This window comes from Sphingosinicella soli (assembly GCF_014199685.1).
In the GTDB taxonomy this organism is placed as follows: domain Bacteria; phylum Pseudomonadota; class Alphaproteobacteria; order Sphingomonadales; family Sphingomonadaceae; genus Sphingosinicella; species Sphingosinicella soli.
This window is the reverse complement of the sequence record NZ_JACHNZ010000004.1, coordinates 19819-45396: the sequence shown is the minus strand read 5'-3', so window position 1 is coordinate 45396 and position 25578 is coordinate 19819. Positions and strand designations below refer to the sequence as shown.

At 65.4% G+C, this 25578-nt stretch carries 26 protein-coding genes; 16 read left to right on the top strand and 10 right to left on the bottom strand.

Features of this window, described 5'->3' with window-relative positions; all coding sequences use genetic code 11:
* The 3 genes from GGQ98_RS02800 to GGQ98_RS02790 are packed head-to-tail and all read right to left on the bottom strand — an operon-like array spanning position 1 to position 3255.
* Positions 1–1569, bottom strand: coding sequence for a cisplatin damage response ATP-dependent DNA ligase (locus GGQ98_RS02800; protein ID WP_184064772.1), 1569 nt, complete (start codon positions 1567–1569; stop codon positions 1–3).
* Positions 1569–2567, bottom strand: a complete 999-nt coding sequence (locus tag GGQ98_RS02795) for a ligase-associated DNA damage response exonuclease (RefSeq protein WP_184064769.1) — start codon at positions 2565–2567, stop codon at positions 1569–1571. Before GGQ98_RS02795 ends, GGQ98_RS02800 begins: the two co-directional genes overlap by 1 nt.
* A gap of 43 nt (positions 2568–2610) precedes the next feature.
* Positions 2611–3255, bottom strand: a complete 645-nt coding sequence (locus tag GGQ98_RS02790) for a cupin domain-containing protein (protein WP_184064766.1) — start codon at positions 3253–3255, stop codon at positions 2611–2613.
* A gap of 226 nt (positions 3256–3481) precedes the next feature.
* Here GGQ98_RS02790 and GGQ98_RS02785 point away from each other — a divergent pair, with 226 nt between their 5' ends.
* The 9 genes from GGQ98_RS02785 to GGQ98_RS02745 all read left to right on the top strand — a co-directional run bounded on the left by GGQ98_RS02785 (position 3482) and on the right by GGQ98_RS02745 (position 14084).
* Complete coding sequence (locus GGQ98_RS02785) at positions 3482–5419, top strand: serine hydrolase domain-containing protein (RefSeq protein ID WP_243451652.1); 1938 nt, start codon at positions 3482–3484, stop codon at positions 5417–5419.
* On the top strand, positions 5419–6429 hold the full coding sequence (locus GGQ98_RS02780) for a dipeptide epimerase (RefSeq protein WP_184064760.1): 1011 nt from the start codon (positions 5419–5421) through the stop codon (positions 6427–6429). Before GGQ98_RS02785 ends, GGQ98_RS02780 begins: the two co-directional genes overlap by 1 nt.
* A 26-nt stretch (positions 6430–6455) precedes the next feature.
* Positions 6456–7748 carry a metal-dependent hydrolase family protein gene (locus GGQ98_RS02775; RefSeq protein ID WP_184064757.1) on the top strand — a complete coding sequence of 431 codons (1293 nt, stop codon included), beginning with the start codon at positions 6456–6458 and terminating at the stop codon, positions 7746–7748.
* Positions 7749–7814: 66 nt separating this feature from the next.
* The gene (locus GGQ98_RS02770) at positions 7815–8963 is read left to right on the top strand and encodes a dipeptidase (protein ID WP_184064754.1); all 1149 of its coding nucleotides are present in this window, start codon (positions 7815–7817) and stop codon (positions 8961–8963) included.
* Positions 8964–9019: 56 nt separating this feature from the next.
* Complete coding sequence (locus GGQ98_RS02765) at positions 9020–10054, top strand: N-acetyltransferase DgcN family protein (protein WP_184064751.1); 1035 nt, start codon at positions 9020–9022, stop codon at positions 10052–10054.
* 5 nt (positions 10055–10059) lie between these two features.
* Positions 10060–11175: a YkvI family membrane protein gene (locus GGQ98_RS02760; protein ID WP_184064748.1), complete on the top strand. Its 1116-nt coding sequence runs from the start codon at positions 10060–10062 to the stop codon at positions 11173–11175.
* 160 nt (positions 11176–11335) lie between these two features.
* A complete protein-coding gene (locus tag GGQ98_RS02755) occupies positions 11336–12499 on the top strand; it encodes a membrane dipeptidase (protein WP_184064745.1) in 1164 nt (387 codons plus the stop codon).
* A 51-nt stretch (positions 12500–12550) separates the two neighbouring features.
* Positions 12551–13414 carry a phenylalanine 4-monooxygenase gene (gene phhA / locus GGQ98_RS02750; RefSeq protein ID WP_184064743.1) on the top strand — a complete coding sequence of 288 codons (864 nt, stop codon included), beginning with the start codon at positions 12551–12553 and terminating at the stop codon, positions 13412–13414.
* 55 nt (positions 13415–13469) lie between these two features.
* Positions 13470–14084: a DUF938 domain-containing protein gene (locus GGQ98_RS02745; protein WP_341534117.1), complete on the top strand. Its 615-nt coding sequence runs from the start codon at positions 13470–13472 to the stop codon at positions 14082–14084.
* Between the two features lie 60 nt (positions 14085–14144).
* Here GGQ98_RS02745 and rplI read toward each other — a convergent pair whose 3' ends face one another.
* The 4 genes from rplI to GGQ98_RS02725 form a co-directional block, all read right to left on the bottom strand.
* Positions 14145–14744, bottom strand: coding sequence for a 50S ribosomal protein L9 (rplI, locus tag GGQ98_RS02740; protein ID WP_184064995.1), 600 nt, complete (start codon positions 14742–14744; stop codon positions 14145–14147).
* Between the two features lie 21 nt (positions 14745–14765).
* Complete coding sequence (gene rpsR / locus GGQ98_RS02735) at positions 14766–14990, bottom strand: 30S ribosomal protein S18 (protein ID WP_184064740.1); 225 nt, start codon at positions 14988–14990, stop codon at positions 14766–14768.
* A 2-nt stretch (positions 14991–14992) separates the two neighbouring features.
* Entirely contained in the window at positions 14993–15412 is a 420-nt protein-coding gene (gene rpsF / locus GGQ98_RS02730; protein ID WP_184064738.1) for a 30S ribosomal protein S6, read from the bottom strand.
* Positions 15413–15567: 155 nt separating this feature from the next.
* Positions 15568–16701 carry a tetratricopeptide repeat protein gene (locus GGQ98_RS02725; RefSeq protein WP_184064736.1) on the bottom strand — a complete coding sequence of 378 codons (1134 nt, stop codon included), beginning with the start codon at positions 16699–16701 and terminating at the stop codon, positions 15568–15570.
* Positions 16702–16979: 278 nt separating this feature from the next.
* Between GGQ98_RS02725 and fabD the strand changes: the two genes are divergently transcribed.
* The 5 genes from fabD (at position 16980) to mltG (ending at position 21327) form a co-directional block, all read left to right on the top strand.
* Positions 16980–17918: an ACP S-malonyltransferase gene (gene fabD, locus GGQ98_RS02720; RefSeq protein ID WP_184064734.1), complete on the top strand. Its 939-nt coding sequence runs from the start codon at positions 16980–16982 to the stop codon at positions 17916–17918.
* A gap of 13 nt (positions 17919–17931) precedes the next feature.
* On the top strand, positions 17932–18669 hold the full coding sequence (gene fabG, locus GGQ98_RS02715; RefSeq protein ID WP_184064731.1) for a 3-oxoacyl-[acyl-carrier-protein] reductase: 738 nt from the start codon (positions 17932–17934) through the stop codon (positions 18667–18669).
* A gap of 93 nt (positions 18670–18762) precedes the next feature.
* The gene (locus GGQ98_RS02710; protein WP_121050812.1) at positions 18763–19002 is read left to right on the top strand and encodes an acyl carrier protein; all 240 of its coding nucleotides are present in this window, start codon (positions 18763–18765) and stop codon (positions 19000–19002) included.
* A gap of 101 nt (positions 19003–19103) precedes the next feature.
* Positions 19104–20363, top strand: a complete 1260-nt coding sequence (gene fabF / locus GGQ98_RS02705) for a beta-ketoacyl-ACP synthase II (protein WP_184064727.1) — start codon at positions 19104–19106, stop codon at positions 20361–20363.
* 4 nt (positions 20364–20367) lie between these two features.
* Positions 20368–21327: an endolytic transglycosylase MltG gene (mltG, locus tag GGQ98_RS02700; protein WP_184064724.1), complete on the top strand. Its 960-nt coding sequence runs from the start codon at positions 20368–20370 to the stop codon at positions 21325–21327.
* On the opposite strand, the gene GGQ98_RS02695 is transcribed toward mltG, so the two are convergent.
* The 3 genes from GGQ98_RS02695 to GGQ98_RS02685 form a co-directional block, all read right to left on the bottom strand.
* Entirely contained in the window at positions 21322–22200 is an 879-nt protein-coding gene (locus tag GGQ98_RS02695; protein WP_184064720.1) for a C40 family peptidase, read from the bottom strand. The two genes, mltG and GGQ98_RS02695, sit on opposite strands and share 6 nt — an antisense overlap.
* Complete coding sequence (locus GGQ98_RS02690; RefSeq protein WP_243451651.1) at positions 22157–22546, bottom strand: MarR family transcriptional regulator; 390 nt, start codon at positions 22544–22546, stop codon at positions 22157–22159. The genes GGQ98_RS02695 and GGQ98_RS02690 overlap by 44 nt, the downstream gene beginning before the upstream one ends.
* A 90-nt stretch (positions 22547–22636) precedes the next feature.
* Complete coding sequence (locus tag GGQ98_RS02685; RefSeq protein WP_184064718.1) at positions 22637–24034, bottom strand: leucyl aminopeptidase family protein; 1398 nt, start codon at positions 24032–24034, stop codon at positions 22637–22639.
* A 104-nt stretch (positions 24035–24138) separates the two neighbouring features.
* Here GGQ98_RS02685 and GGQ98_RS02680 point away from each other — a divergent pair, with 104 nt between their 5' ends.
* Both GGQ98_RS02680 and GGQ98_RS02675 read left to right on the top strand, forming a co-directional pair.
* Positions 24139–24903, top strand: coding sequence for a SapC family protein (locus GGQ98_RS02680; RefSeq protein WP_184064715.1), 765 nt, complete (start codon positions 24139–24141; stop codon positions 24901–24903).
* A 69-nt stretch (positions 24904–24972) separates the two neighbouring features.
* Entirely contained in the window at positions 24973–25527 is a 555-nt protein-coding gene (locus GGQ98_RS02675; protein WP_184064712.1) for a cytochrome b, read from the top strand.
* Positions 25528–25578 lie beyond the last annotated feature (51 nt).

Sequence of the window (25578 nt, the reverse complement as noted above, 5' to 3'; positions counted from 1 at the left end):
TCAGACCGCCAGGCCGCGCAGCGTCACGATGCGGTCGGCCTCGGCGGCGGGCTTGTCGATGCGGATGCGGCTGATGCGCGGGAAGCGCATGGCGAGGCCGGATTTATGGCGCTTCGATGCGTGGATCGAATCGAAGGCGACCTCCAGCACCAGCGTCTTTTCCACCTCGCGCACGGGGCCGAAGCGGGCGACCGTGTGGCTGCGCACGAAGCGGTCGAGCATCATCAGTTCCTCGTCGGTGAACCCCGAATAGGCCTTGCCGACGGGCAGCAGTTCGCCCTCCTCGGTCCAGCAGCCGAACGTGTAATCGGAATAATAGCTCGATCGTTTGCCGTGGCCGCGCTGCGCGTACATCATCACGCAGTCGGCCACGAGCGGGTCGCGTTTCCATTTGTACCAGAGCCCGACGCGGCGCCCCGAAACATATGGGCTGTTGCGCCGCTTCAGCATCAGCCCTTCGATCGCGGCCTCGCGCGCGCCGAGCCGCAGCGTTTCCAGCGCGGCGAAATCCGGCGCATCGACGAGCGGGGATATGTCGAAGCGCGCGCTGTCGAGCCGCGACATGAATGTCTCCAGCCGGGCGCGCCGCTGCGTCCACGGCTGCGGGCGAAGGTCTTCGGGGCCGTCGAACAGAATGTCGTAGAGGCGGACGAAAGCCCGAAAATCCCGCAGCATCGCCTGTGAAACCGTCTTGCGGCCGAGCCGCTGCTGCAGGGCGTTGAAACTTGCCGCCGCGCCGCCCTGCACGTCGCCGCGCACGAGCAGTTCGCCATCGAGAACGCCGGGCGTGCGATAGCTTTCCGCGACCTCGGGGAAACTCTGCGTAATGTCGTCGCCCGCGCGGCTGTAGAGCCGGGTCTCGCCGCCGACATGCACGAGCTGCACGCGAATGCCGTCCCACTTCCATTCGGCGGCATAGTCTGAAAGATCGACATCCCGGTCGTCGAGCGGATGCGCGAGCATGAAGGGGCGAAACACCGGCGCATCATCGGACGACGGGCGCTCGCCGCGTCCTTCGCCCCAGGCAAAAAGCGCCGTGTAGGGCGGCGAAACGCCGTGCCAGACTTCCTCGACATCGTCGGGATCGAGCGCGAAGGCCTGCGCGAACGCCGTCTTGGCGAGGCGCGCGGAAACGCCGACGCGCAGCCCGCCGGTCGCGAGCTTGAGCAGCGCGAAACGGCCGTCCGCGTCGAGGCGGTCGAGCAGCCGGGTCATCACCGCCGGTGCCTGCGTGCGGGTGATCCGCTGCAATTCGTCGACCACTTCGGAAAGGCGCGGCGGCGGGGCGGCGATCTGTGCGCCGGGCCAGATCAGGGCTGCGGTTTCCGCAAGGTCGCCGACATAATCGTAGCTGAGCCCGAACAGCACCGGATCCACACGCTGGGAGACGAGCGCGCGGATGATGCCCGGCTGGACCGCCCGAAGCGAAAGATCGCCGGTCAGCGCGGCGAGCGCCCAGCCGCGGTCGGGGTCGGGCGCCGCTTTCAGATACGCGCCGATCAGGGCGAGCTTTGCGTTGCGCGAGCGCGTGTAGATCAGGCTGTCGAGGAGCTGCGCGAACGCCTGCATCAGTCGTCCTCATCCTCGCGGCCGACGAGGGCGAGTTCGCGCGCCGGGATCTGTCGCTGTCGGCACCAGTGCACCAGCGCATCCTCGCGGCCGTGCGTCACCCAGACTTCGCCCGGTGCGATCTCGCTGATCGTTCCGGTCAGCTCGTCCCAGTCGGCGTGATCGGAGATGACGAGCGGCATCTCGACGCCGCGCTGCCGCGCCCGCTGGCGCACACGCATCCAGCCGCTCGCCATCGCCGTAACCGGATCGGGCAGCCGCCGCGACCAGCGATCATTGAGCGCAGAGGGCGGCGCGAGCACGATCCGGCCGGCAAGCTCGGCAGGTTTCAGGTCGGCGACGGGGCGGAGTTCGCCGAGGTCGACCCCCAGTTCGCGGTAGAGGTCGCACAGGCGCTGCATCGCGCCGTGAATGAAGATCGGCGCGTCATAGCCGTGACGCCTCAACTCCGCGATCACGCGCTGCGCCTTGCCGAGCGCATAGGCGCCGATCAGCACGGCCCGTTCCGGCTGCGCCTCCCGCACGGCGAGCAGCCGGTCGATCTCGCCGCCGATCGGCGGGTGCCGGAACACCGGCAGCGCAAACGTCGCCTCGGTCACGAACACATCGCACGATACGGGTTCGAAAGGGGCGCATGTCGGATCGGGGCGGCGCTTGTAGTCTCCCGACACCACGACACGCTCGCCGCCGCGTTCCAGCACCGCCTGCGCCGACCCGAGCACATGCCCGGCAGGGACGAGACGGAGATCGACGTCGCCGAGGCGGATCGTTTCGCCGTAGCCGATCGCCTGTCCGGGCTGCGGGCCGTAGCGGCAATCCATGATGGCGAGGGTTTCGCGCGTGGCGAGCACGGCGCGGTGCCCGCCGCGTGCATGGTCCGCATGGCCGTGCGTGATGATCGCGCGATCGACGGGAACGGCAGGGTCTATCCATGCGTCTGCGGTCGGCAAATAAATGCCGGTCGGGTGGGCTTCGATCCAGGAAGCGCGCGGGGCCATATCCGCTATAGGGGAGAAAGCGCGGGAAAGTTCCCGCCGCCGCTCAAATCGGCTGGATGCCGCCGGGCTCTTCTCCGTGCAGGCTCATCAGCGAATCCATCAGATCGCCTTCGGCCGCCGAACAGACACCGATGGTCAGCGCCTCGTCGCAGCCTTCGCCCACCACATAGGCGTGGCCCATGCTCGAATCGAGATAGATCGATTGCCCGGCTTCGAGCACGATCGGATCGTAATATTCCGTGTGCACGACCATGCGGCCCTCGATCACATATACGAACTCCTCGCCGGGGTGGCGCACGAGTTCGCCGAACTCCTCGACCGACCGCGCGCGGATGCGCGTCACCAGCGGGATCATGCGTTTGCGCCGCAGTTCGGTGCACAGGTAGAAATAATCGTAGTTGTTCGTCTTCACCCGGATCGCGCGGTCCTGGCTGCCAATGCTGCGACGTCCGGTGACGGCGGCGGCTTCCGCCGGCTCCTCCTCCGCGAACAGCTCCGACATGCGGATGCTGAGACGCTGGCTGAGCTGCAGCAGCTTGTCATAGGTCAGCGTCAGGCGGTCGTGTTCGACCTTGGAGAGCGTGGAAACGGGTATGCCGCTCCGTTCGCTCATTTCCTTGAGCGTCCAGTTGTTGCGCGTGCGGAGCCCCCGCAAAAGCGTGCCGAGCGTCGGCTTATCGGATTTCACGCCCGGACCTCGGGGCCCGAAGGCGATGTCTGCTGCATCATGCTGTTTGACAATTTTCCAAATGGGCTCATTATTGCCTGCATGGGACAAAATAACTAGTTCGCGCGCACGGTATATCGTCCGCGTCGAACACGCAATGCAACATGCCGCTCCGCGCGGCAAGGAAGTCTGGAGGGGGAATATGCGAGCCTTACTGAAACCTCTTTTTGCAGGAGCGGTTGCCCTGATGGCGCTGCCCGCACTGGCGCAGCCGGTGCAGGGGCCTGCGCCCGCCAATCCCGTGGCGGCGACGCCCGAAGCCGCCGGTGTACCGATTCCGGTGCCGAGCGGACCGACGCTCACGAAGGCCGATGTCGATTCCTGGCTCGACGGTTTCATGCCCTATGCACTGGCGCGCGGCGCCGTTGCGGGCGCGGTCGTTGTCGTGGTGAAGGACGGCGCGGTGCTGACGCAGCGCGGTTTCGGCTATTCGGACGTCGAGAAGCGCACGCCGGTCGATCCGGAGACAACACTGTTCCGCCCCGGTTCGGTGTCGAAGCTGTTCACATGGACGGCGGTGATGCAGCTCGTGCAGGAGGGCAAGCTCGATCTCGACGCGGACGTGAACACGTACCTCGATTTCAAGATTCCGGCGCGTGACGGCAAGCCGGTGACGCTGCGCAACATCCTGACGCACACCGCCGGTTTCGAAGAACAGATTCGCGGCCTGATTTCGGTGGGCAAGCCCGCGCCGCTCGGCGATCTTCTGAAGCGCTGGGTGCCGAACCGGATTTTCGCGCCGGGGACGACGCCGGCCTATTCGAACTACGCGACCGCGCTCGCGGGCTATATCGTCGAGCGTGCGTCCGGCATGTCTTTCGATGACTATATCGATCAGCGCATCTTCGCGCCGCTCGGCATGAACCATTCGAGCTTCCGCCAGCCGCTGCCGCAGCGGCTGCAGCCGCTGATGTCGAAGGGCTATGCGACAGCGTCCGGCGAGCCCAAACCTTATGAAGTGATTGGTCTTGCGCCGGCGGGCAGCCTTGCCGCGAGCGGCGCGGACATGGCGAAGTTCATGATCGCGCATCTTTCGAACGGCGGGCCGCTGCTCTCGCCCGAAACGGCGAAGCTGATGCACACGACGACGCTCACCATTCTGCCGCCGCTCAACCGCATGGCGCTCGGCTTCTACGAACAGCAGATCAACGGTCAGACGGCGATCGGCCACGGCGGCGACTCGCAGTGGTTCCATAGCAATCTGATGCTGTTCCCGCAGGAAAACGTCGGCATCTACATTTCCATGAACAGCGCGGGGAAGGAGGGCGTGACCAGCCCGATCCGCAGCCATTTGTTCGAAGGTTTCGCGGATCGCTACTTCCCGCTTGAGCGCACGATCACGGCGGGCGTCGATGCAAAGACGGCGGCCGAGCATGCGAAAATGCTGGCGGGCACCTACATCAGCTCGCGGCGCGCGGAGTCGAGCTTCATGAAGGCGCTCGATCTTGCGGGCGGAATGAAGATTGCGCTTGATGCCAAGGGCAATCTCGTCCTGCCGTTCAAGAACACCGGCGGCGAGGATTCGAAGTGGGTGGAAACCGCACCCTTCGTCTGGGAAGAGGTCGGCGGTCATGGCCGCCTTGCCGCCAAGCTCAAGGACGGCAAGGTCGACTGGGTCAGCATCGATGCCATCTCGGCCATCATGATGCTGCAGCGACCGGTGTGGTATGCCTCGCCTGCGTGGCTGTCGCCCGGCGTAATCGCGGGTCTCGTCATCCTCGGGCTCACCGCTCTGTCATGGCCGGTCGGCGCCGTTGTTCGCCGTCGCTACGGTGCGCGGCTGGCGCTTGTCGGCAAGGATCTCAAGGTGTTCCGCCTCGTCCGCGGGTTTGCGGCGGCGGTGACGCTGGTGCTCATCGGCTGGGCGACGACGATCATCACGATGATGGGCGATTTCAGCCTGCTCGGCGGCGCGATGGACTGGGCCGTGTACCTGCTCCAGATCGTCGGCACGGTTGCCTTCATCGGCATGGTGGCGGTCGCGGCGTGGAACCTTGTCCTCGTGTGGACAGGCGCGCGCGGCTGGTTCTCCAAACTGTGGAGCGTTCTCATCCTTCTCGCCGCGATCGTGATCCTGTGGGCCGCGTTCGCCTTCCATCTCATCAGCTTTGGAGTTCAGTTCTAATGTCGGTTGCCGGAAACCTCTCTCTCGAAGTCACCGTTGAATCCCTGCCCCTGGCGAAACCGTTCAGGATTTCAGGGCATGTCTTCACCCACTCCGATCTGGTTGTCGTCACGCTTTCAGACGGCACCCATTCGGGGCGGGGAGAGGCTTCCGGCGTCTATTATCTCGGCGACGATGTCGATGCGATGCGCAAAGCCATCGAAGCCGTCCGTCCGGAGATCGAGCGCGGCATCGACCGCGCCGGTCTCCAGACGCTGATGCCCGCAAACGGCGCGCGCAATGCGCTCGACTGCGCGCTGTGGGAACTCGAAGCTAAGCAGACCGGGCGCAGCGTGTGGGACATCGCAGGGTTCGAAACCTCGCGTCCGCTGCTCACCACCATGACGCTCGGCGCCGATACGCCCGAGGTGATGGCGGAGGGCGCCACGGTCGGATACGCGCAGGCGCGCGCGCTGAAACTGAAACTCACCGGCGATCTTGAAGACGATATCGCCCGTGTCCGCGCGGTGCGTGCCGCGCGGCCCGATTGCTGGATCGGCGTCGATGCCAACCAGGGCTTCAGCATCGCCGACCTTCCCGCGCTCGTCGATGTTCTCGTCGAAGCCGACGTGAAGCTGCTGGAGCAGCCGCTGCGCCGCGGCGCCGAAGCCGACCTCGACGGTTTCACCTGCCCGATACCGCTGGCCGCCGACGAGAGCGTTCTGACGCTTGCCGACGTCCCCGGCCTCGTCGGGCGTTTCAATGTCGTCAACATCAAGCTCGACAAGTGCGGCGGCCTTACCGAAGGGCTCGCGATGGCCCGGAAGGCGCGCGAACTCGGGCTCGGCGTGATGGTCGGCAACATGGTGAGCACCAGCCTTGCGATGGCGCCGGCCTTCGTCGTCGGGCAGCTTTGCGACGTGGTCGATCTCGACGGGCCGATCTTCCTTGCGAAGGATCGGGAGCCCGGAATCGTCTATGAAGACGGATATGTGCGCTGCCCGGATAGCGTCTGGGGCCGCGACGCCTGAACGAAGTCGGATAAAAGGGGTAAGACATGAAGTCAGTTCTCGGGCTGCTGCTTGCAGCCACGATCATCAGCGGCGCGGCTGCGGCCGATGGTCCCGTCACGTATGTTCAGGCCGGGCGCCTGCTTGCCGATCCGGCGAGCGGCCGGGTCGAAACGGAAAAGACCATCGTGGTTCAGGGCGGCCGCATCACGGAAATCCGCGATGGGTACGTGGGCGAAGGCAAGGTCGTCGATCTGCGCGATGCCTTCGTGATGCCGGGCTTCATCGACAGTCACGTCCACATCACGGGCGAATCCAACCCCAACGAGCGCAACGACGCGCTCGCCAAGTCCGCGACGGACAGTGCGTTCGACGGTGTTGTCTTTGCCGGGCGCACGCTGCGCGCCGGGTTCACCACGGTGATCGATCTCGGCGGCGAGCCGCAGGCCATCTACGGCCTTCGCAACGCCATCGCGGTGGGCAAGGTCGAAGGGCCGCGCATCATCGCGGCGGGCGGCGTGGCGGCGCATGGCGGCCACGGCGACATCCACGGCTACCGTCAGGAAATCCTCGATCTCTACCGCTCGCCGACCTTGTGCTCGGGCGCGGACGACTGCGCGCGTGCGGTGCGGCAGGCGATTCAGAGCGGCGCCGATGTCATCAAGACCGCCTCGACGGGAGGCGTGATGTCGAACACCGCCGCAGGTCTCGGCCAGCAGATGAGCGACGCGGAACTCACGTCGATCGTGGACACCGCGCACCGGCTCGGCCGCAAGGTGGCGGCGCACGCGCACGGCACCGACGGGGTCAACGCCGCACTGCGCGCCGGGGTCGATTCGATCGAGCACGGCACCTATCTCGATGCCGAATCCACCAAGCTCTTCAAGGCGAAGGGCGGCTACCTCGTGCCCACCCTGCTCGCCGGCGACACGGTGAAGAAGCGCGCCGAAACGGCCGAATGGATGCCCGCGCCGGTGCGCGCCAAGGCGCGCCAGGTCGGCCCGCTGATGGTAGATGCGCTGCGGCGCGCGCACAAGGCAGGCGTGAAGATCGCGTTCGGCACCGATTCCGGCGTGTCCGCGCACGGCGACAATGCGCAGGAGTTCGCGCTGATGGTGGAAGCGGGGATGACCCCGCTGGAAACCATCCGCGCAGCGACGGTTTGGGCGGCGGAGCATGCCGGGCTCGGCAGCGAGATCGGCACGCTCGCCCCTGGCAAGGCTGCCGATATCGTGGCCGTGAAGGGCGATCCGCTCAGCAATGTGCGGGTGCTCGAAACCACCGCCTTCGTCATGAAGGGCGGCGCCATCGCCAAGGCGCCCGGACAAGCGGTTGATTGACAATTTTCCGATCAGGACTAATAAGCCTGACCGGGCTGAATTCACAGATAGACAGGGAGAACGGCGATGACTGCATTGCCCGAAGTTTCTCGTCGCCGCCTGCTCGGCGGCGCAGTTGCGGCAGCGGCCGTCACCGGTTTCCCGATGATCAACACGGGCCTGTTCCGCGCCCACGCTGCGGCGACGAAGGCCTATTCGAAGCGCGCCGTCGATCTCGTCAAGCAGTCGCTCGTCATCGATATGCTCGCGCCGCTCAAGATCGATTTCCGGCCTGAATATTACGCGAATCCGCTCAGCGAGAAGGATGCCGCCGAATTCCGCGCGAGCGGCATTACCGGCTTTCACAATGCCGTCGGCACCGGCGGGCCGGAGGCCTACGCGAACACCCTCGCGTGGATCGCCGCTTGGCAGGGCTTCGCGGGCCGCAATTCGCACGTGTTCTCGCTCGTCGGCAAGGTCGAGGATCTCGATCGCGCCAAGCGTGAAGGCAAGTGCGCGGTCATCATGGGCGTCCAGAATTCCGAGCACTTCCGCAAGGTGGAAGACGTGAAGAGCTTCTACCAGATCGGCCAGCGCTGCTCGCAGCTCACCTACAACAGCCAGAACCTTCTGGGCTCCGGCAGTACCGAGCGTGTCGATGGCGGCATCACCGATTACGGCGCGGCGATCATCAAGGCGATGAACGACGTCGGCATGCTCATCGACGTGTCGCACTGCGGCGATCGCACCACGCTCGACGCCATCGATATTTCGCCCAGGCCCATCGCGATCACGCACAGCAATTGCCGCGCGCTCGTCGATCACCCGCGCGTCAAGGCAGACGAGGCGATCAAGGCGCTTGGCGCCAAGGGCGGCGTCATGGGCATCACCGGCGTGCGCATGTTCGTCAGCGCGAAGGAGCCGACGGCGATCGGCGACATGGTCGATCACATCGATCATGTCGTGAAGCTGATCGGCATCGATCATGTCGGCATCGGTTCGGACGCCGACCTCAACGGCTATGACGACATGCCCGCCGACCAGTACAAGATGCTGAAGGCCGGCTACAAGGCGAGCTATGCGTTCCGCGACAAGATCGATACGGACGGTTTCGATCATCCGATGAAGACTTACGACCTCGTTGAGGAACTCATCCGCCGCAAATATTCGAACGACAACATCACCGCCATCCTGGGAGGAAACTTCCGCCGGTTGCTGGGTGCGACCTGGGCATAAAGCCCGGGCGTTCAATCTCTCTTTCCAACCTGAAGAATTGACTGGTATTCACGCACATGTCGTCTTTTCCCGGAAACGCCGCGCTTCGGCTTCCAACTCCCTATCTTTTGTTTCTCGGCGACAGCGTTGAGGGTGGTTACGCGAAGACGGCGTTCGGTCTTCGGGACTGGGCCGGCGACAAGTGCATAGCCGAGTATCGTCTGGCGCCGGGTACGGTGACGGCGGGTTTGCCGATGATGAGCCCTGCGGCGGCGTATGCTGCGGGGGCGCGCGCGCTGGTGATCGGCGTCGCGCCGAGCGGCGGCGGCATTGCGGCGGCGTGGGTTCCTGCGCTGGTCGAGGCGCTGGAGGCCGGGCTTGATCTGGTGAGCGGCATGCATGTGCGGCTCGGCGACGTACCGCAGCTTGCGGCGGCGGCGGCGAAGCACGGCCGGGCGCTGATCGACGTGCGCGTTCCGCCTGCGGGCTTGCCGGTGGGCACGGGCCGCAAGCGGACGGGCAAGCGGCTTCTCACGGTGGGGACGGACTGCGCGCTCGGCAAGAAATACACGGCGCTGTCGCTGGCAAACGCGTTTGCGGAGCGCGGCGTCGATGTCGATTTCCGCGCGACGGGCCAGACCGGCATCATGATCGCGGGCGGCGGCATTCCGATGGACGCGGTGGTTTCGGATTTCGAGGCGGGCGCGGCGGAAGTGCTGAGCCCGGATGCGGCACCCGATCACTGGGACGTGGTCGAGGGGCAGGGATCGCTGTTTCACCCGGCCTACGCGGCGGTGTCGCTGGGGCTTCTGCACGGCAGCCAGCCCGACGTCATCGTGGTGTGCCACCAGCCGGGCCGCACGGAGATCCTGGGCGCGCCGGGATATGTGATCCCCAGCCTTGAGGAAACCGTCGAGCTCAACCTGCTGCTCGGGCGCCGCACCAACCCGGCGATCCGCTGCGCGGGCTTTGCCTTCAACACCGGCGACATGGACGCTGCGGAGGCCGAGGCCCTGATGGACGCGGAGAGCAAGCGCCTCGGCCTCCCGGTCGCAGACCCCATTCGCGGCGGTGACGCCTTCAAAAAACTCGTCGACAACTGCCTGGGATAAAATTGATGACAGCCACGACAACCACACAGCCGTCGTGGTTCCAGCGTTTCCTGCTTCCGGGCCTTATCTTCAAGGGCGTCGTCATCGGCGGCGGCTATGCGACGGGCCGGGAGCTTGCCGAGTTCTTCCTGGGCAGCGGGCCTTTTGGCGGGCTGATGGGCATTCTGCTTGCCATGGTCGTGTGGAGCGCCGTGTGCGCGGCGACGTTCCTGTTTTCCTACCGGTTTGCGGTCTACAACTACCGCGACTTTTTCAAGGCTTTGCTCGGTCCGGGCTGGGTCGTGTTCGAAATCGCCTATCTGGCGCTGCTGGTGCTCATTCTCGCCGTCGTTGCGGCGGCCGCCGGCACGATCGGCGCGGAGGTGTTCGGCCTGCCGGAGATCGTGGGCACATTGTTCCTCGTCATCTCGATCGCCGCGACGGCAAGTTTCGGCAATGCGGGCGTCGAGCAGGTCTTCAAATATGCCTCGACCTTCATCTACCTGACCTATGCGGTGTTCCTCGTGCTCGCGCTGTCGACGTTCGGAGACAGGATCGCGCCGTCTCTGGCGCTCGATGTGCCCACCACGGGCTGGGTCATGGGCGGGCTGACGTACGCCAGCTACAACGTGGTCGGCGCGATTGCCGTGCTTTCGTTCGTGACCAACTTCACACGTCCGCGCGACGCTGTGATCGCGGGGGTCGTCGCCGGTCCGCTTGCGATGATTCCGGCGATCGCCTTCTTCCTCTGCATGGTCGCGTTCTATCCCGAAATTGCGAGCGCCTCGCTGCCGTCCGATTTCCTGCTGCGCCGCATGGACGCGCCGTGGCTTCAGATCGCGTTCCAGCTGATGATCTTCTGCGCGCTGCTTGAAACCGGCGTGGGCGTCGTGAACACGCTGAACGAGCGCATCGCCGGTGTCGCGGCAACGCGCGGCAAGCGTTTTACGCCGCTTGCCCGTCTCGGCGTTTCGGCGGCTGTTCTGCTCGCCTGCGGTTTCGTTGCGGCGCGGATCGGTCTCATTGATCTCATAGCGTCGGGTTACGGCGCGTTCGGCTATATCATGCTTGCCATCTTCGTCGTGCCGCTGCTTACTCTGGGTGTCGCAAGGCTCGTCAGGCACCGCGCGGCGAACGGGTAGGCGCGCGAATCCAATCGCGATTGCCGGGATCGATCACCCGTCGCCGTCCCAGGGCTGCGGGCTTTGAAACCCGGCGAACGCGTGCCGGTCGGTCAGGGTGCGTTTTGTTGAGCCCGGTCGACCGGCCAGCCGTTCACGGTGATGAAAAGGGAGAAATGAAGTGAAGCGTGTTCTTGCCTCCGTCCTGCTCGCTGCGGCGCTCCCGGCGCATGCCGAAACGCTGCACCAGCGCACGCTCACGCTCGACACGCATCTCGATACGCCGATGCACTTCGCGCGGCCGGGCTGGAGCTTCGGCGACACGCACAGCTACGATACCGATCTCGTGCAGGTCGATCTCGGGCGCATGGACGCGGGCAATCTCGATGGCGGTTTCTTCGTCATCTATACCGAGCAGGGGCCGGTGACGCCGGAGGGGTTCGCCAAGGCGAAGGCTTACGCCCTCGGCCGCGCCGAACTCATCCGCTCGACGCTGGCGAAGTTTCCGGACCGGATCGCGCTCATCTCCACGGCGGCCGACGCGAAGCGGATGGATGCCGAAGGCAAGCGCTTCGGCTGGCTCAGCATCGAGAATTCCTATCCCCTGGGCGAGGATCTGTCGCTGCTGGAGACGTTCTACATCCTCGGCGTGCGCATGGCGGGGCCGGTGCACGGCAAGAACAACCAGTTCGCCGATTCCGCCACCGATACCCCGAAGTGGAACGGCCTCAGCCCGCTCGGGCGCCAATGGGTTGCCGAGATGAACCGGCTCGGCATGGTGATCGACGCGAGCCATTCCTCCGACGCCGCGTTCGACCAGATGGTGAGCCTGTCGAAGACACCGCTGGTCCTGTCCCACTCGGGTTCGAAAACCATCTCGGATCAGCCGCGGAACCTCGATGATGCGCGCATCCGCAAGCTCGCCGAGGCGGGCGGCGTGATCTGCGTCACAACCGTGTTCCTCGCGACGATGAATTTCACGCCCGAGCGCAGCGCGCTGTTCGGGCAGATCGAAAACATGGGCACGATGACGCCGGAACAGCAGGCGCAGCTGACGCGCGAAACGCGTGCGCTCGATGCGGTTCTGCCGATCCAGAACACGGATTTCGAAGCCTTCATGCAAAGCCTGCTCCACATCATCAAGGTGGCGGGCGTGGATCATGTCGGCATCGGCGCCGACTGGGACGGCGGCGGCGGCGTGAAGGGCCTTGAAGACATCGGCGGGCTGCCCAAGATCACCGAGCGCCTTCATGCCGAGGGCTTTTCGGACGCCGATATCGAGAAAATCTGGAGCGGCAACGTGCTGCGCCTCCTGCGCCTCGCCGAGGAAAACGCAGCGCGCTGACGATCGACACTCGGCCATTCCGGTTTTCCGCGTTTCTGTTATCAGCGGGGAATGACAGGGGATTGCGAGACCGCGCCGCCGCAGGGCGCCGCCGCCGATTGGACCGTGCCGCAGCGGTGGGGGGATTATACCCCCGCCGAACATGCGATGTGGGACCGTCTGTTCGCGCGGCAGACGGGCATGCTTCCCGGCCGGGTCGTTCCCGCTTTTCTGCAGGGGCTCGATACGCTCGGCATGTCGGAAGGCGGGATCCCGGATTTCGAGGTCTTGTCGGATCGCCTGATGAAGGCGACCGGCTGGCAGGTCGTCGCCGTGCCGGGCCTCGTCCCCGACCGCGTGTTCTTCGAACATCTCGCGAACCGGCGCTTCGTTGCCGGGCGCTTCATTCGCACGCCCGAACAGCTCGATTATCTGGAAGAACCCGATGTCTTCCACGATGTGTTCGGACATGCGCCGCTGCTCGCCAACCCGGTTTACGCCGATTACATGCAGGCCTACGGCGAGGGTGGCCTTCGCGCCGCGAGCACCGGCGTTCTGGGCAAGCTCGCGCGGCTTTACTGGTACACGGTTGAATTCGGCCTCATCCGCGAGGGCGATGCGCTGCGCCTCTACGGCGCGGGGATCGTGTCCTCGTTCGGCGAATCCGTTTTCGCGCTCGACGATCCGAGCCCCAACCGCATCGGTTTCGATCTCAAGCGCGTCATGCGCACGCGCTACCGGATCGACGACTACCAGCAGAGCTATTTCGTCATCGACAGCTTCGAGGATCTGCTGGAGCAGACGCTCAGCACCGATTTCGGACCCGTCTATGCAGATATTTTCGGCGCTGACGACATCGCCGAAGACGCCATCCTTGCGACGGATCGCGTCTTCACGCGGGGCACGCAGGCCCATGCGCGCCGCCTGCGCGGATGAAGGCGCTGCGCGGACGGGCCTCGTCCACTTTGAATCCCCTGTCTGGAGAGATTGCGTGACAGACTCTGTTCGCGCCGGCCGCCGATACGCCCCCGCAACCGCGCGAAACCGCGATTCCATCCTGGACGTGCTGGGGTCGCTTCTGCCCGAATCGGGCGTGGTCCTCGAAATTGCGAGCGGTACGGGCGAGCATGTCGTGCATTTCGCGCGGGCGCGCCCGGATCTCCTCTGGCAGCCGACGGATCCCTCGGCGGACGCGCGCGATTCGATTGCGGCGTGGGTGGCTGCAGAAGGGCTGCAGAACGTCCGCGCGCCGCTCGATCTGGATGCGGCGGCGGAACGCTGGCCCATCGGGCGCATCGATGCGGCGGTTTGCATCAACATGCTTCACATAAGCCCGTGGGCGGCCACGGAGGGTCTGATGCGCGGCGCGGGGCTGCACGCCCCGCCGGGCGGGCTGCTCTATATCTACGGGCCGTTCCGCCGCGCGGATGTTCCTACCGCGCCCAGCAACGAAGCGTTTGATGCCGATCTCAAGGCGCGCGACGCACGCTGGGGCCTTCGCGATCTGGACGATGTGCGCAGCGAAGCCGACGCGAACGGGCTCGGCTTCGAAGGGCTCGTGGAAATGCCCGCGAACAACCTGTCGCTGATCTTCCGCAAACGCTGAGGACCAAAAAAAAGCGGCGCAGGTTGCCCCGCGCCGCTCGTTTTTCGTCACGAAGCCGAATCAGGCTTTCGCTTCGCCTTCGTTTTCAACCTCGACCTCTGCGAATTCGCCGGGCTCAAGGTTCGGATCACGATCTTCCGTGAAGCCGCTCACGTCTTTTTCGAACATGTCGGCAAGCACGTTGACGCCCTGCGCCTGCAGATCGGCCTCGTCGCTCGAACGGGCGACGTTGGCTTCGATCTCGATGCTGACTTCCGGGTGTAGCGCCACGCGGACCTTGTGAATGCCCAGCGCCTTGATCGGCGTATTCAGCACCACCTGGTTTCTGTGGACGGCGATGCCGTTTGCCTCGGTCAGCGCCTCGGCGATGTCGCGTGCGGCGACGGAGCCGTAGAGTTGGCCCGCATCCGAAGCGGCGCGGATCAGCACGATCTTGGCGCCGTTCAGCGTTTTCGAATCGTTCTCTGCCCCTGAACGCTTCTCGGCGTTGTCCTTTTCGATGCGCTCGCGGTTCGCTTCGAACTTCGCCTTGTTGGCGTCGTTGGCGCGCAGCGCCTTGCCGCGCGGCAACAGGAAGTTACGGGCGTAGCCGGGCTTCACCGAAACCACGTCGCCGATGCCGCCGAGGTTCTCGACGCGTTCGAGCAGGATGATGTCCATAGCCATGGGTTCTATCCTTCCTTAGCGGACGAGGAACGGCAGCAGGCCGAGGTGGCGGGCGCGCTTGATCGCCTTGGCCAGCTCACGCTGCTTTTTTGCCGAAACGGCGGTGATGCGGCTCGGTACGATCTTGCCGCGCTCGGAGACGAAGCCCTGAAGCAGGCGCACGTCTTTGTAATCGATCTTCGGCGCATCGGCCCGGCTGAACGGGCAGGTCTTGCGGCGGCGGAAAAACGGACGTCCCATCTTTATTCTCCTTCACGCTCGCGGCGGGGGCCGCGGTCGCGATCACCGCGGTCTCCACGATCGCCGCGCGGTCCACCGCGCGAGTCGCGCTCGCCGCGGTCGCTCTTGCGCATCATCGCCGAAGGCTCTTTTTCAAGTTCGTCGACGCGGATCGTCTGATAGCGGATCACATCTTCGTTGATCGCGATGTTGCGCTCCAGCTCGTGCAGCGCCGGGGCCGGAGCCTCGATGTTGAGCAGCACGTAGTGCGCCTTGCGATTCTTCTTGATGCGATAAGCGAGGCTCTTGAGGCCCCAGTATTCGGTCTTTTCGACCTTGCCGGCACCGTCCTCGATAATTTTCGTGAACGTCTCGGCAAGGCCATCCACCTGCGCGGTGGACAGGTCCTGGCGTGCCAGGAAAACATGCTCGTAAGAGGGCATGGTCCTATTTTCTCCTCAAATACCGATCGCTGACGACGGGCAATCCGCCGCCCCTCCGGCTGGCTACGGGATACAAATAAACAGCGGCGGGAAGGCTGGCTCCCCGCCGCTGGTGACGGCCCTATGGCGCAAACGCGCCGGAAAGGCAAGCGCGGTTAGGCGGCGCTCGTCGAGGTGTAGAGCGCCCAGAGCCCGGCGACGCCGCTGTACGCGCTCGCTTCCGGAATGCTCTTGAACGTTCCCGACGCGGCGGCACGATTGCCCGAACGCAGCTGGCTGATACCGGCCAGAACCTTGGCCTGGTCCGCCGTGGCGCCGCCCGCCTTCGCAGCCGCGCCGTAAAGCGCCGCAGCCCTGGCGTAGTCCCCGGCGCCAAAGGCGACGTGACCGGCCTGCAATTGCCCCGCGCCGGTCTTCGGCAGCTTGGATACGCCTGCCGAAGCGGCCGCAGAGCGCTTGGCCGCAGCCTCCAGAAGCCGGGCGTTCATGGAGTCGCTCGCCGGGATCACGCCCGCTTTCATGCCGCTTTCGAGCGAGCGCTTGGCAAGCGCCGGCTGGTTCGCGACGATCGCGAGCTTGGCATACTCCTGATAATCCTCAGGCTTCGTGATATTGCCCGTCTGCTCCATCAGTTCGAAGAGAGCGAGCTTCGCCTCGCGGGGCATCTGGCCGTTCTTCATGTCGACAAGCAGGGCGCGCCAGCGCGCCGGTGACGGATCGACCTTGATGAGCCGCTCGGTCGTGGCGAGATAGCCCTTCTTGTCATTCATCTTGAACTGGGCGTTGGCCAAGCTCTGCAGCCAGGCTTCACGCGCGCCGTTCTGCTTGATGAGGTTCTGGTAAACGTCTGCAGCGCCCTTGAAATTTCCCTGACGGAAGTAGGATTGCGCAACGATCGTCTGGCCTTGCACGCCGCCGGTTTTCTTGCCGAGCGTGATCGCCTTGTCGAGCTGACCGGCGCGGTAATAAAGCGGGGCGAGCTGCGAAGCGGGCGCTCCGATGCTTTCCAGCTCCTGCGCGGCGGCGGCCCAGCGGCCACCCTTGGTATGCACGAACGCCGCCATTTCAGCGACCTTGCGGCGCTCGACAGCGGTGCTTGCAGCACTGCGGGCGGCATTCACGCGCGCAGTCGCTGCGGCATTGTTGCCCGCATTCGCGAGCTTTGAGGCTTCCTGCAGGGGCTTGCCGACGCCCGCTGAAAGCGCCTGGGCCAGGGCCGGCGCTGAAAGGCCGATCGGAGCTGCAAATGCGAGCGCCGCAGCCATCGTCAAGCGAGAAACAAACGTCATTGTAATCCTTCCACTCCCAGTTGTCGGTCCGGCGTGCCGAAACTCGGCACATTAACGCCTGGAAAGGCCCTCCGATCCAGACATTTGACCATGCTTTATTACACGGCGATGATGGCCCACTGCTGAACGGGTCATTCATCGCAGCGAATGAAAACCGCGAGAACCTTAACGATTCGGAGCCGAATCGCAACATTCCTCTGTCGCTTGCGCGCGAGCCGCGACATCACTAAGCGCCTCCCGCAGGCACTGTAACCATATACGAAGAAGGGGCGGCCCTTATGGCACGCGCATTCATTTTCCCGGGGCAGGGCAGTCAATCGGTCGGCATGGGGCAGGCGCTCGCGGCGGCAAGCCCGGCGGCAAGGGAAGTGTTTCAAGAGGTTGACGAGGCGCTGGGGCAAAAGCTTTCGAAGCTCATGTTCGAAGGCCCCGAAGCCGATCTCATTCTCACCGAGAACGCCCAGCCCGCGATCATGGCGAACGCCATTGCGGCGCTGCGCGTTCTGGAAAAGGAAGGCGGGCTGCTGCTCGCCGACAAGGCTGCTTACGTGGCGGGCCACAGTCTCGGCGAATATACGGCGCTCTGCGCGGCGGGCAGCCTTGGCCTCGCCGAAACGGCGCGGCTTCTGAAGCTGCGCGGACAGGCGATGCAGGCGGCGGTTCCGGTGGGCGAAGGCGCGATGGCGGCCTTGCTGGGCCTCGATTTCGAAGCCGCCGTGAAAGCCGCCGCGGAAGGCGCGCAGGGCGATGTCTGCCAGGCCGCGAACGATAACGCGCCGGGCCAGGTCGTCATTTCCGGGCACAAGGCGGCGGTTGAGCGCGCCATCGAGATTGCCAAGGGGCTCGGCGCCAAGCGCGGCATGCTGCTGCCGGTCTCCGCCCCGTTCCACTGCGCGCTGATGGCGCCCGCCGCCGAGAAGATGGCGCTGGCGCTGGAGGCGGCGAACATCGCACTGCCGTTCGTCCCCGTGGTCGCCAACGTCACGGCGGCGCCGGTTACCGATCCTGCCGAAATCCGGCGGCTTCTGGTCGAGCAGGTCACCGGCACCGTGCGCTGGCGCGAAAGCGTCCACGCGATGGCCGCGCTCGGCGTCGACAGTTTCGTCGAGTTCGGCGGCAAGGTTCTCGGCCCGATGATAAAGCGCATCGAGCCTGATGCGACAACGCTCAGCCTCGTTTCGATGGATGACATCGAGGCGGCGGCGAAGACACTCTAGCGGAGGGGCAGGCATGTTCGATCTTACCGGAATGAAGGCGCTCGTCACCGGCGCCAGCGGCGGCATCGGCGCGGCGATCGCGAAATCGCTTGTCGATCGGGGCGCGACGCTGGCGCTTTCCGGCACCCGCGAGGACGCCTTGAAGGCCGTCGCTGCTGAAATCGGCGGCGATACGCACATTCTGCCCTGCAACCTTTCCGACAGTGCGGCGGTGGACGCGCTCGTGGGCCGCGCCGTGGAGGCGATGGGCGGCATCGATATCCTCGTGAACAATGCAGGCGTCACGCGCGACAACCTCGCGATGCGCATGAAGGACGAGGAGTGGTCGGACGTGATCCGCATCAACCTCGAAGCCGCCTTCCGCCTGTCGCGCGCGGCGCTGAAGCCCATGATGAAGGCGCGTTTCGGGCGGATCATTTCGATCACCTCGGTCGTCGGCGCGACCGGCAATCCGGGGCAGATCAACTACGCGGCCTCCAAGGCCGGTCTCGTCGGCATGTCGAAGGCGCTCGCGCAGGAAGTCGCCAGCCGCAACATCACGGTGAACTGCGTGGCGCCGGGCTTCATCAAATCGGCGATGACCGATGCGCTTCCAGACGCCCAGAAAGAGGCGCTGACGGCCCGGATTCCGGCGGGTCGCCTCGGCGAAGGCGGCGACGTGGCATCCGCCGTCGTTTACCTCGCCAGCCGCGAGGCGGCTTACGTGACCGGCCAGACGCTGCATGTGAACGGCGGAATGGCGATGATCTGAGCCTCCCGACACTACGCGGGGACTTGCAAGGCCACGGACACACGGTTACTGCCAACTTCAAACATCAGTCTGTTCTTCTAGGGGACCATTTATATGAGCGATGTCGCAGAGCGCGTGAAGAAGATCGTCGTCGAGCACCTCGGCGTCGAGCCGGACAAGGTGACCGAAGACGCGAGCTTCATCGACGATCTCGGCGCAGACAGCCTCGACACTGTCGAGCTGGTGATGGCGTTCGAGGAAGAGTTCGGTGTCGAGATCCCCGACGATGCCGCCGAGAAGATCCTCACCGTGAAGGATGCCATCGGCTACATCGAGGAAAACAGCGCCGCCTGACACGGGGACGCTTGCCGAACAAAACGGCATGGTATTCGCGAGCGGCTCCCCGGAAAAGCCGGAGGGCCGCTCGCTTGTTATAAGGATCACGGGAGAACCGCATGCGCCGCGTCGTCGTCACCGGACTGGGTCTTGTTACACCCCTCGGCGGGGACGTCGAATCAAGCTGGCGGGGCATCCTTGCCTCGAAGTCGGGCGCCGCGCGCATCACCCGTTTCGATCCGTCGGATCAGGCCTGCACGATCGCCTGCGAAGTGAAGATGGACGGCCGCGAGGATGGCTGGGACGTCTCGAAGCGCGTCGATCACAAGGTGCAGCGCCAGGTCGATCTGTTCATCCAGTTCGGCATCGATGCGGCCGGTCAGGCGATCGAGGATGCGGGCCTCGCCCACCTCACCGACGAGCAGAAGCTCCGTGCGGGCTGCTCGATCGGCTCGGGCATCGGCGGTTTGCCGGGCATCGAATCCGAATCGATCGTGCTTCACGAAAAAGGCCCGCGCCGCGTCAGCCCGCATTTCGTGCACGGCCGCCTCATCAATCTCGTGTCGGGGCAGGTTTCGATCAAATACGGCCTGATGGGCCCGAATCATGCCGTCGTCACGGCCTGCTCGACAGGCGCGCACTCGATCGGCGACGCCGCGCGCATGATCGCGCTCGACGATGCCGACATCATGCTCGCGGGCGGCGCCGAAAGCGCGATCTGCCCGCTCGGCATCGCAGGCTTCGCGCAGGCGCGGGCGCTCTCCACCGCGTTCAACGACCAGCCCGAGCGCGCCAGCCGCCCCTACGACAAGGACCGCGACGGCTTCGTCATGGGCGAAGGCGCGGGTGTCGTCGTGCTCGAGGAGTATGAGCACGCGAAGGCGCGCGGCGCGAAAATCTACGGCGAGGTCGTCGGCTACGGCCTCACCGGCGATGCCTATCACGTCACGGCGCCGCACCCGGAAGGCTTCGGCGGCTTCCGCGCGATGCAGATGGCGCTGAAGAGGGCCGGCCTGAACCCGGAAGACATCGATTACGTCAACGCCCACGGCACCTCGACGCCGCTCGGCGACGAGATCGAGCTTGGCGCCGTCCGCCGCCTGTTCGGCAGCGCGATGGATACGGTTTCGATGTCCTCCACCAAAAGCGCGATCGGGCACTTGCTCGGCGGCGCAGGCGCGGTCGAGACGATCTTCTGCCTGCTCGCCATCCGCGATCAGGTTGCGCCGCCGACGATCAATCTCGAAAACCCCAGCGACGGCTGCGCGGGTGTCGATCTCGTGCCGCTCGTGGCGCGCAAGCGGAAGATCAAGGCCGCGCTCAACAACAGCTTCGGCTTCGGCGGCACCAACGCCTCGCTGATCGTCAAGGCGCTCTGAGCGTATGAAGAAACTGCTGGTCGCCATCGTCGTCGCGGCGCTGGCGGCTGCTGCCGTGCTCGCGTTCCAGTGGACCGCCAAGGGTCCGCTCGCGGCGGATACGGACATCATCGTGCCGCGCGGCGCGTCGCTTTCCGCCATGGCTGTCCGGCTTGAAGATGCGGGCATGATCCGCTCGTCCGATGCGTTCCGGCTGATGGCGCGCGTTCTGGGTTCCGGCGCACCGATCAAGGCGGGAGAGTTCTCGGTTCCGGCGGGCAGCAGCGCGGCGTCGATCCTCCGCATCCTTCAGGAAGGCGAGCCGTTGCAGCGCCTCCTCGTGATACCCGAGGGCCTGCCGTCGATCCTCGTTCACGAAAAGCTGATGGCGGAGGAACTGCTGACGGGAGAGGTCGACGTTCCTGCGGAAGGCGCCGTCTTGCCCGGCGGCTACAGCTTCGAGCGCGGCGAGCCGCGCGCGGCGGTGCTGAAGCGCATGGAAGACGCGATGACGAAGACGCTCGCGGAACTCTGGGCGACGCGCAAGTCCTCGGCGGTCGTGAAAACGCCGGAGGAGGCCGTGAACCTGGCCGCCATCGTCGAGAAGGAAACCGCGAAGGCTGAGGAACGCCGCACGATCGCGGGCGTCTATTCGAACCGGCTGCGCATCGGCATGATGCTGCAGGCCGATCCCACGGTGATCTACCCGATCACCAAGGGGAAGCCGCTCGGCCGCCGGATTCGCCAGTCGGAGCTGCGCGCCGACAACGGCTACAACACCTATGCGAAGGCGGGCTTGCCCACGGGGCCGATCGCCAATCCGGGCCGCGCGTCGATCGAGGCCGTGCTCGATCCGGAAACCACCGATGCGCTCTATTTCGTGGCGGACGGCACCGGCGGCCACGTGTTCGCGCGCACGCTTGCCGAGCACAACGCCAATGTCGTCAAGTGGCGCGCGATCCGCCGGGAACGCGGCGAGCTATAGCCGCCGCACCGCCGTCACCGGCTCGTCGTACTGCGGCAGCAAGCGCCCCACCACGTCGTCGAGCGGCTCGATCACCGTCGACATGAAAAACGCATTGGCATGCAGCAGCCGCGTCTCGTCGTGCATGAAGCCGACATGGCCGGGGAAGAACACCAGGTCGCCGCGCCGGTAGCGCCGATCTTCGACCTCGCGCCCCAGCGCTGCCTGCATGTCGCTGTCGCGGGGGCAATCGATCCCGCAGGCGCCAAGCGCGATCTGCACAAGGCCCGAACAATCGATCCCGCCGCGCGTGCGGCCGCCCCACTTGTACGGCGTGCCGAGGAACAGTTCGGCGACCGCCGCCGGATCGGCGGCGTGGTCGTCGATCGCGGCGATGTGCCGCCTGTGAACATAGCCGCCCGCGGCCGCCGCGAATTTCTCGTCATGCTCCGCAGCGCCGATCAGCGCGCCCATCGGCAGTGCGCCGAGCACGGTGGATTTGATGTCGGGCCTTGCGAAGATCAGTGCGGTCGGCGCGGCGATCCGGTGCGTCGGCGTCTCTCCGGCGTCCGCGAGCAGCGCGGCATCGACATAGCCGACATAATGGTCGTGAACGCTGTAGCCCCACGCGACGCCGCCCGACACATCGAGCACGTCGAAGGCCTCGCCCGAAAGAAGTTCGCTCACCGCGACGGCGTCTGCGTCCGGCGCCTTGCGGATGGGCGCTTGCGGCGCGGTCAGCCGGTGCCGAACAGGAACCGCGAAGCGCGGCGCGTCGACCACGCCCTCGAGCGCCGCATCGGCAAGATCATCCCGCCACGCATGCGTGCGCGGGTCGGGGCGCCGGGCGCTAGAGGTAGGCGCGGTCTTCGCGTTCGGTGTTGCGGTTGGCATGGCCCTGCGTCGTCTCGATCATTTCCGCGAAGGTCTCGAGAAATTCATGGCCCTGCGCCGTCCGCTCCACGAAGATGTTGCGCAGGTCGCTCTCGTCCTTCTGGCGGCGGATATAGCCGAACGCGCCGAGCGTGTTGAGTGCCCGCGTGATGACGGGTTTCGAAACCCTCAGCTTGGCCGCGAGCCCGCGCACGGTGTGCGGTCCCTGGGTCAGATAGACAACCAGAAGCAGCGCCATCTGCCGGTTCGTGAGATCGGGACGGTTCGATTGCACATAGGCAATCACAGTCCGCATCCAGGGGCTGAGCAGCGCGTCGATCCGGTCGTCTAGGCCTGAGAGAGACATGGTTGTTTCACCCGTTATCTTGTTTCGGGTCACCATATTTTAACTGGAGTTAATGATGTGTTTATATTTTGGGTTAACCCGCCGAAGCGTTCATTCATTGCGATGATTACCGTAGCGTCTCTCTACATACGCCCAAAACGCCCTCAGGCCTAGCGCTTCGCCGCCTTTCGGGCGGCCCGGTTTTGCCGTCGGCATCCACGCGAAGGTATCAAGGTGCGCCCAGGGTGTCTTGGGATCGACGAACTTTTCAAGGTAAAGCGCGGCGGTGATCGCCCCCGCAAAGCCCCCGGAGGCGCTGTTGTTGATGTCGGCGATATCCGATTTCAGCATGTCCGCATAAGGTTTCCACAGCGGCATGCGCCACAGCGGATCACCACTCGCCTTCGCCGCGTCCAGCAGCCGTTCGGCGAGGGCATCGTCGTTGGCGAACAGCGCGGGAAGGTCGGGCCCGAGCGCGACGCGCGCCGCGCCGGTGAGTGTCGCGAAGTCGAGAACAAGGTCCGGGTTGTCCTCTCCCGCCAGCGTGAGCGCGTCACACAGCACGAGCCGCCCCTCGGCATCGGTGTTGCCGATCTCGACCGTGGTGCCCTTGCGCGTCCTGATGATGTCGCCGGGCCGGAAGGCGCTGCCGTCGATGGCGTTTTCCACGGCCGGGATCAGCAGCCGCAGCCGCACGCGCAGCTTCGCGCCCATCACCAGCCCGGCAAGCGCGAGCGCGTGCGCCGCGCCGCCCATGTCTTTCTTCATCAGCAGCATGCTGCCCGAGGTCTTGATGTCGAGCCCGCCGGAATCGAAGCACACGCCTTTGCCGATGATGGTCAGCTTCGGGTCGCCCTTGCGGCCCCATGCCATGTCGATCAGCCGGGGTTCGCGGCCCGCCGCCGCGGCGCGGCCGACGGCGTGAATTGTCGGCAAGTTCGCCGCCAGCAACGCGTCGCCGGTGATCGTCTTCACCTCGGCGCCGTGGTGCCGCGCGACGTCGCGCACTGCGGCGTCCAGCGCTTCGGGGCCCATGTCTTCGGCGGGTGTGTTGACAAGGTCGCGCACGAGGCTCTGCGCGCCTGCAAGCTGCTGGAGCGCCGCGATATCGACCGACTTCGGCACCAGAAGCACGCGCGGCTCCACGGGCTTCGGCGCGGACTGGTAGCGCGTGTACGTATAGTGGGCGAGTATCCAGCCGAGCGCCGCCGCGCCCGGCTCGCGGCCCGCAAGCCTGTACCGTCCCGCAGGCAGCGCTTTTACCGCGCCTGCAAGATCCCAGGGTTCGAGCGTTGCAGGCGCGCCGAACGCGGCGCTCCAGCTTTCCGGGTCGGCGCCGTACAGGATCACCCTTGTGCCCGCCGCGCCCTTGAACTGCGCGGCCTCGACAGCGGCGCGCGCGCGCGCCGGCAGCGCGTCCCACCAGGCTTCGAAACCGGAGGGATCGACAAGCATGATCTCGCGGGCGTCCTGTCCCGTATCGTGTTCGATGAGGCTTGGAGAATCCATCGTAGCGGTGCTTTTCCGTTCCTGCTCTTGACTTGCCGCGAAGCGGCAGACCGCCTAAACGATCCGCCGAAATTCAACTCCACGCCCGCGCCCGAAGGAACACAATGGCCACCAATCCGCAAGCCGCTCAGTTGCCGCCGCTTTACAATACGCTCACGCCGCTTTCCTCGTCCCAGCATTCCACGCTCGGGCTGAAATCCCGCACGGGCGCGCCGTTTGCGCGGGGCTTGCATGCCATCCCGATCACGGTCGATGAATTTCACCTCGTGCAGCGGCATTATCCGATCGTGTTCGCGGCGGGTCAGACGCCCGTGCCGCTTGCGCTCACCTCGCTCAGCGAAGGCCAGAACCTGTTCGTCGACGAAGGCGGCAACTGGCGCGCCGGCACCTACGTGCCTGCCTATGTGCGCCGCTATCCCTTCCTGCTCGCGCGCATCAATCCGCAGTCGGAGGAGTTGACGCTCTGCTTCGACGAGACCTCCGAGGATCTCGGCGCCGATGAAGGCGAGGCGCTGTTCAAGGACGGCGAGGCAAGCGACGTCGTGAAGAACGTCCTCGAATTCTGCGAGCAGTTCGAAAACTCGATGCGCAAGACGCAGGCGTTCGTGCAGGAGCTCGAAAAGGGCGAGTTCCTGATGGACGGCGAGGTGTCCATCCAGATGGACGGCATGGCGCAGCCCGCGATCTACCGGGGCTTCAAGATGATCTCGCAGGACAAGATCCGCGATCTGCGCGGCGATCAGGCGCGCAAGCTCATCCAGAACGGCATGATGCCGCTGATGTACGCGCACCTCTTCTCGCTGTCCTACGTCACCGACCTGTTCTCGCAGGGCGCGGCGAAGGTCGCGGCGGAGCGCGCGGACGCCTGAGCGCGGTCTTGCGCTGCCAGGGATTCGCCCTAGACTTCCGCGCGTTCAGGCAATGCGGGGAGGGCACATATGGCGACCGTTCACAGCAGCTATTCACGAACGGCGATCACGCTTCATTGGCTGATCGCCGTTCTGGTTCTCGGCAACATCACCGGCGCGCTGTACGCCGAAGGCCTTGAAGGCGCCGAGCGCGGCGCGATCATGGGCATTCACAAATCGATCGGCATCACCGTCCTTGTGCTCACGCTGTGGCGTCTTGGTCTGCGGCTGAAGGAGGGCTTCCTGCTCCTGCCCGCGCACATGAAGGGGTGGGAGATCGCGCTCGCCCCCGCGACTCACATCGGCTTCTATGTCCTGCTGCTCGCGATCCCGCTCAGCGGCTGGGCGTTCGCCGCAAGTCCAGAGCGGCCGCTCGTCTGGTTCAATCTCATCGCGCTTCCCGATTCGCCGCTGGGCAAGGCCGGGCGCGGCTTCTTCCACGATCTGCACGGCCTCGCCGCGCTGCTCGCGATCGTGCTCGTGGTTCTGCATGTGCTCGGCGCGCTCAAGCATCATTTCCCCGATCGCGACGACGTTTTGGCCAGAATGTTGCCTTTTTTGCGAAAAAATCGGCCAGACGCTTGAAAACTTCATAATTCCGGCCCATCTTGCTTTCAGGCGGCGCTGCGTTCCCCC